The organism is Leifsonia sp. HAY1-4F (genome assembly GCF_056755275.1).
In genome coordinates, this window is sequence record NZ_JBNDHX010000143.1 from 1 (window position 1) to 7163 (window position 7163).

The window sequence follows — 7163 nt, forward strand, 5'->3', positions numbered from 1 at the left end:
GGCAAGATCTACGGCGTGCCCCTCGGCACCCAGCTGAACGGTGTCATCTACAACGACGAGCTCGCTCAGTCCATCGGTGTGAAGATCGACGCGACAACGAGCCTCGACGACATCGTCGCCCAGTGCGGCAAGGCACGCGACGCGGGCAAGACGGTCTACGGACTCGCCGGATCGACTTTCCAGAACAACGGCATCCTCGCCGTCGGAATCGCCACCTCCACCGTGTACGGCCCGGACAAGGACTGGAACACGAAGCGCGCTCAGAACAAGGTCACCTTCGCCGGCACCAAGGGGTGGGCGACTGCCCTCGAGTCGGTTAAGAAGATGTACGACGCGGGCTGCTTCCAGGACGGCGCCACCAGCGCCGGGTTCGACGCTCTGACCAACGGCGCCTCCTCGGGCAAGATCCTCGGCTTCTTCGCTCCGAGCGGCGCCGCGCAGCAGATCATGCAGGCCGCGGGCGGCCACGTGAAGCTTGTGGCACTCCCCGTCGGTGCGCCTGACGGCACGAAGACCTATCTGTCGCTAAGCGCCGACCAGGGCGTCACGGTGAGCGCCAAGACCAAGAGCCCGAAGCTCGCGACGGACTTCCTGAGCTACATTGTCTCGGACAAGGGTCAGGAGGCGTACTCCAAGGAGGTCGGCTCGATCCCGGTCAACGTGAAGAACGACTCGACCCTGCTGCCGCAGTACGCCGGCATCAAGGACGAGATCGCCAAGAACGACACCCGGGGCTACGCGCCGACCGAGTGGCCGAACGCCAAAATCTACACGGACCTCGGCAACGGCGTCCAGGGCATCCTCACCGGTCAGATGACCGTCAAGCAGGTGCTTCAGCAGATGGACACCGACTGGGGTTGATCGGGTTACCCGGGCGGCCGGTCCTCTGAGGGCCGGCCGCCCGAACCGGTTGAAAGGAACGAATCGATGACGACGCAGTCAGAGGTGCGGAGAATGACGAAGCTCGAGACGCACGTGCAGGCTCCGCGCCGCGCGCCGCTCAAGAGGGCCTATCAGGTCCGGCTCGGCAGCTGGTGGTGGGCACTCCCCGCACTTGTGCTGATGGTGGTCGTCATCTATGTCACCACCATCGCGGGCGGGTTCTTCGCCTTCACGAACTGGTCGGGCCTCGGCGCGTTCGACTTCGTCGGCCTGGCGAACTTCGTCAAGATCTTCCAGACACCCGAGCTCATCGGGTCGCTGTGGAACACCCTCCTCCTCGCCTTCGGCTTCCTGATCTTCACCAACGTCCTCGGACTGCTCTTCGCCCTGGCGCTCAACCGCACGCTGAAGTCGCGGTACGTGCTCCGCACGCTGATCTTCATGCCGGTGGTCGTCAGCCCGATCGCCGTCTCGTACATCTGGAAATTCATCTTCGACTACAACGGCCCGCTCAACCAGGCGCTGGCCGGCGTCGGCCTCCCGAAGCAGAACTGGCTCGCCGACCCGGGGCTCGCGATCTGGTGCGTGCTCGTCGTGATGGTCTGGCAGAACATCGGCTTCGTGATGGTCATCTACCTGGCCGGTCTCGCGACCGTGCCGGAGGAGATGGAGGAGGCCGCTGCGCTGGATGGGGCCAGCACCTTCCGTCGGTTCCGGTACGTCGTGCTGCCGATGATCCAGCCGTCGGTCGCGATCGCCACGACGCTCACGCTCATCCAGGGTCTGCGGGTCTTCGACCAGGTCGTCGCGCTGACGGGCGGAGGCCCGGCCGGCGCCACCCAGACGCTCGCGCTGGAGGTCTACCAGCAGGCGTTCACCTACCAGCAGTTCGGATTCGGAGCCGCGCTGGCGCTCGTGCTCAGCCTGCTCATCCTGCTCTTCTCCATCGCGCAGCAATACGCGACGCGCGACCGCTCGGCCAAGGAGGCGTGAGCCATGTTCCGGTACACGAAGAAGACCCTCGCCATCGAGATCATCGTGCTGATCGCGGCCGCGATCCTGCTGCTGCCGTTCTGGATCCTGCTGGTCGGCTCGCTCAAGACGCTCCCCGACATCCTCAGCTCCGCAGCGATCGCCCCGCCCACGAGTCCGACCTTCGATAACTTCATAACGCTGCTCTCGCCGGCCTCCACGTCGTCGGGCAACATCTGGGCGGGTCTCGGATCGAGCCTGATCATCACGACCGGCAGCATCGTCCTTCTGGTCGGGCTCGGCTCGATCGCCGCGTACGGCATCGCGCGCTCGACGAGCAAGTGGAGCCGACGCTCGTTCTACCTGTTCCTCGTCGCCATCATCCTGCCGACGCAGCTCGGGACGCTGCCGCTGTACATCGGCGCCCGCGACGTCGGTCTCGTCGGCAACCCGTGGGGCATGATCCTGATCTACACGGGGATGCTGCTGCCGCTGTCGGTGTTCCTCTACGCGAACTTCTTCCGGAACCTGACGCCGGAGTATGAGGAAGCCGCGATCATCGACGGCGCCAACCGCTACCAGGTGTTCTGGAAAGTCGTGCTGCCGCTGATGTCGCCGGCGACCGGCACCGTGGCGATCCTCGCCGGGCTCATCGTCTGGAACGACTTCTTCACCTCGCTGATCTTCCTCAACGGCACGCCGTGGCAGACCCTTCCGGTCGTGATGTACAGCTACGTCGGCTCGCTGGTCTCGCAGTGGAACCTGATCTTCTCGGTCGTCATCGTGTCGATGATCCCGATCCTGGCGTTTTACGCCTTCGCGCAGAAGAAGTTCATCCAGGGTTACGCCGGCGGGCTCAAGGGCTGACATCGCATGACCGTCGCTCCGCGTTCCGCTCCCGACCTGGGGGACGGGACCTTCCTCAACCCCGTGCTGCCCGGAGACCGGCCCGACCCGGCGGTGCTGCGCGTCGGCGAGGACTACTACCTGACGTGCTCGTCGTTCGACGCTTCGCCGGGGCTGACGATCTGGCGCTCGCCGGATCTCGTCAACTGGACGTTCGTGACCAGCGCCCTCGAGAAGCCCCTGACGACCGTGTTCGCCCCCGACTTCATCGAGCACGATGGACGCTTCTACCTTTACATTCCGTTCATCCCGAGCGCCTGGTCGGACCGCATCCCGGAGCCGCAGATCTGGGTCACCCACGCCGACAGCCCGGAGGGGCCGTGGAGCGAGCCGACGTTCACCGGCGTCTCCGGTGCGATCGACCCTGGACACGTCGTGGGGGAGGACGGCGAGCGGTACCTCTTCGTCAGCGGCATCCGTCGCTGCCGCCTGAGCGCGGACGGGCTGACGGCGGTCACGCCGCTCGAGCACATGTACGACGGCTGGCGGTATCCCGACGAGTGGATCACCGAGGCGTACGCCCTGGAGGGACCGAAGCTGTTCCGTCGCGGAGACTGGTTCTACCTGGTCAGCGCCGTCGGTGGCACCGGGGGTCCGGCGACCGGCCACATGGTGATCGTCGCGCGTTCCCGGTCGGTGCACGGGCCGTGGGAGAATGCGCCGGGCAACCCGATCGCCCGCACCTGGTCGGCCGACGAAGCGTGGTGGTCGCGCGGGCATGCGACCATCCTCGAGGCTCCGGACGGCTCCTGGTGGATGGTGTCCCACGGCTACGCCAACGGCTATCGCACGCTCGGTCGTCAGGCGCTGCTGGAGCCGATCGAGTGGACGGCGGACGGCTGGCCGGTCGCCGCCGCGAGCGATGTCGGCGTGCCGCTCGCCAAGCCCGCCGCATCCCGCAGCGAGTCCGTCCCCGTCGCGATTCCCGCACCCTCCGACGATTTCGCCGCGCCGGCCTGGGGCGAACGCTGGGTCTTTGACAACCCCGGGCCAGACGAACAGGGCCGCGCGAAGTTCGGTGACGGGCTGGTGCTCTCCGCGAAGGGCTCGTCCCCCGCCGAGTCATCGCCGCTCACCACGTGGGCGATGGATGAGGCCTACGAAGTCGAGGTGAGCGTCGAGGTGCGGGGAGGGGCGACCGGCGGTCTGCTCCTCTACTTCAACGACCGCATGTTCTTCGGGATGGGCTGGGACGGCGAAGCGCTGCCCAGCTATGCGGGCGGCATCCGCACACACTGGCGGGAGCCCGCAGAACCCGGCGCGACGATCGAGCTGCGCCTGAGGAACGACCACCACATCGTGACCGGCTGGCACCGCCGCCCCGGCGAGGACTGGACGCGGCACGGCGTCCGCTACAACACCGCCGGGGCGCACTCGGCGACGATGAGCGACCTGAAGAGCCTGCGGCCGGCGCTGTTCTCGGCAGGCGAGGGCGAGGTCGTGTTCCGGGACTTCCGCTACCGCTCACTCGCCGAGGGCGACGAGGCCGCCAAGGTTGACGAGGTGAGGGAGCGATGACTGTCGACATCGAGTCCCTTCTCGCGCGCATGACCTGGGAGCAGAAGCTCCTGCAACTGCAGATCGTGTGGAGGCCCTCCGCCCCAGAGCGGGAGGCCCTCATCCGCCGCGGAATCGGGTCCACCTTCTGGCCCCCGAGCGCAGAGGAGACGAACGCAGCCCAGCGGATCGCCGTCGAGGAGACCGAGCTGGGCATCCCCCTTCTCGTCGGGCTCGACGTGATCCACGGGCAGTTCACGATCTTCCCGACGCCGCTTGCCCAGGCAGCGGCGTTCGACCCGGCGGTCGCCGAGCTCGACGCCCGCGTCTCGGCGACCGAGGCGCGCTCGGCCGGCGTCAACTGGACCTTCTCCCCGATGGTTGACGTCACCCGCGACCCGCGCTGGGGACGTGCGGTCGAGGGTTTCGGCGAAGACCCGTACCTGTCCTCCGTCCTCACCGTCGCAAAGGTGGCCGGCTATCAGGGCAGGGCACTCGACACGGGTGATGCGCTCGCCGCCTGCCTCAAGCACTTCGTCGCCTACGGCGCCGCCGAGGCGGGCCGCGACTACAACACCACGGACGTCTCCGACCGCCGCCTCCGCGAGACGTACCTCGAGACGTTCCGGGCCGGCGTCGAGGCCGGAGCCGCGACGGTCATGGCCGCGTTCAGCGCGCTGAACGGCATCCCGATGCATGCCAACCGTGCCCTGCTGACCGGGGTGCTCAAGGAGGAATGGGGATTCGACGGCGTGGTCGTCGGCGACGCGGACGGCGTCGCACAGCTCGTGAACCACGGCGTGGTGGCCGACGAGCGTGCGGCCGTGGTCGCGGCGATCGACGCCGGTGTCGACATCGTCATGGGTGGGTCGCTGCTGGTGGATGCGGACGGCGTGGCGTTCGTCTCTCCGGATGAGCTTGCGGTCGTGCGGGTCGACGACGCGGTGCGCCGAGTCCTTCGCCTCAAGCAGAGGCTCGGTCTGTTCGAGCGGCCGTACGTGGACGCGTCCACCGCCTCGACGGAGGCCACCGAGCGGTATCGCGAGCTCGCGCGACAGGCGGCGGAGCGGTGCACGGTGCTGCTGACGAACGGCGGCGCGCTGCCCCTTCCCCCCTCGGGACGGGTCCTGCTCGCGGGTCCGTACGCGCGGAGCCTGGACCATCTCGGCACCTGGGTGCAGCATTTCGCTTCGCCGGTGACCGAGACGCTGGCGGATGCGCTGGCGAGCGAACTCCCGGGAGTCGACTGGGAAGTCGTCGACGGCTGCGGCTTCTTCGAGGCGACCGACGCCTCCATCGCCGAGGCGGTCGAGCGTGCAGCGGACGCCGACCTGGTCGTCCTCGCCGTCGGCGAACCGAGCCGGATCTCCGGCGAGGCCAGCTCGCGGGCGGACATCACCCTCCCGGAGGCGCAGCGGCGCCTCATCCACGCCCTCGCCGGTGCCGGTGCCCGCGTCGTCGTCGTGCTCGCCACTGGCCGGCCGCTTGTCGTCGAGGACTGGATCGAGCGCGTCGCCGCCACTCTCTGCGTGTGGCATCTCGGCTCGGAGGCGCCGGCCGCCATCGCCAGGACCCTGTCGGGTCAGGTGAGTCCGGGAGGTCGCGTCCCGATGACGTTCCCACGCGCGGTCGGCCAGGTGCCGATCCACTACGACCATGAGCGCACCGGCCGGCCGCCGCGCACCGGGGGCGCGCTGCTTCCCGAGACGATCGACGGGTTCACCGGTCCGAACAACACCGACGACTACTACACGTCGAAATTCCTGGACCTCCCGCTCGGTCCGCGCTTCGACTTCGGTCACGGTCTTGCCTACACGACATTCGCCCTCGACGACTTCGAGGTGTCACGGGATGTGGTCGGCGTCGCGGAGGCCGAGGCCGGCATCCACGTCACGGTGCGGGTCACGAACACCGGCGACCGCACGGGCGACGACGTCGTCATGCTGTTCGTCACGGATGAGGTCGCGTCGGTGACACAGCCCGTGCGGCGTCTGCGCGGCTTCACCCGCGTCAGCCTCGAACCGGGCGAGTCGGTCACGGTCGCGTTCCGGATCGACGACGCGGACCTCCGCTTCTGGGCCGACGGGTTGCACCGGGTGCTCGAACCTGGAGACTTCACCCTCACCATCAGCGACGGCACCGTCGAGCACCGTCTCGGCATGCGTCTGGAGGAGGCGGCATGACCCTCGAGCGCCTCCGCGACGTCGTGGCCGGCACGGTACCCAACGCGATCATGCCGCTGTTCTGGCAGAAGGGCGGCCCGGTCGAGGTCGTGCGCGAGGAGATGGAGCGGATCGCGGACGCCGGTATCGGTGCGGTCATCCTGGAGGCGCGACCGCATCCCGAGTTCCTCGACGACGGCTGGTGGCGCGACGTGGATGCCGTGCTCGAGATCGCCCGGCGCCGCGGCATGAAGGTCTGGTTCTTCGACGACGACACTTTCCCGACCGGTCACGCCGGCGGTGCGGTGGAGGCGGCCCCAGCGGAGCTGCGCCGCCGCTTCGTCAGCGAACGGCACACCGACGCCGTCGGTCCCGCGCGCGGCACCTCCTTTGTCGTGGAGCGCCGAGCGCTCTGGGGTCCGGCCGCCGCGCAGGAGCCCGGAGCACTACTCCGGGTGCTCGCCTTCCCGCGGGCCGAGGACTCCGACGAGCTCATCGGCGATCCCGTCGATCTCACGGACCGGATCGCCGACGGCCTGCTGCACTGGGATATCCCCGACGGCTGGTGGCGGGTCTTCTTCCTGGAGGTCGGCGAAGGCGGAAGCGCGCGGCACGCGCAGCACATCGACTACCTGAACGCCGCGTCTACCCAGCTGCTCCTCGACACGGTCTACGAGCGCATCCACCACCGCTACGCCGACGAATTCGGTGCGACGATCGCGGGCTTCTTCAGTGACGAGCCCG

Annotated in this window: 6 protein-coding genes; all 6 read left to right on the forward strand. The window is 68.3% G+C overall.

The window, feature by feature from the left end; genetic code table 11:
- Positions 1 to 861 (forward strand): extracellular solute-binding protein (locus ACPYOG_RS17990; protein WP_481295522.1); only part of this gene is annotated, 861 nt, incomplete at its 5' end.
- A 93-nt stretch (positions 862 to 954) separates the two neighbouring features.
- On the forward strand, positions 955 to 1875 hold the full coding sequence (locus tag ACPYOG_RS17995) for a carbohydrate ABC transporter permease (protein ID WP_481295523.1): 921 nt from the start codon (positions 955 to 957) through the stop codon (positions 1873 to 1875).
- 3 nt (positions 1876 to 1878) lie between these two features.
- Positions 1879 to 2721 carry a carbohydrate ABC transporter permease gene (locus ACPYOG_RS18000; protein WP_441781149.1) on the forward strand — a complete coding sequence of 281 codons (843 nt, stop codon included), beginning with the start codon at positions 1879 to 1881 and terminating at the stop codon, positions 2719 to 2721.
- Between the two features lie 6 nt (positions 2722 to 2727).
- Positions 2728 to 4278: a family 43 glycosylhydrolase gene (locus ACPYOG_RS18005; protein WP_481295524.1), complete on the forward strand. Its 1551-nt coding sequence runs from the start codon at positions 2728 to 2730 to the stop codon at positions 4276 to 4278.
- A complete protein-coding gene (locus ACPYOG_RS18010) occupies positions 4275 to 6440 on the forward strand; it encodes a glycoside hydrolase family 3 N-terminal domain-containing protein (RefSeq protein WP_481295525.1) in 2166 nt (721 codons plus the stop codon). The genes ACPYOG_RS18005 and ACPYOG_RS18010 overlap by 4 nt, the downstream gene beginning before the upstream one ends.
- The coding region (locus tag ACPYOG_RS18015) for a hypothetical protein (protein ID WP_481295526.1) at positions 6437 to 7163 on the forward strand (727 nt) is incomplete at its 3' end. The genes ACPYOG_RS18010 and ACPYOG_RS18015, both read left to right, overlap by 4 nt.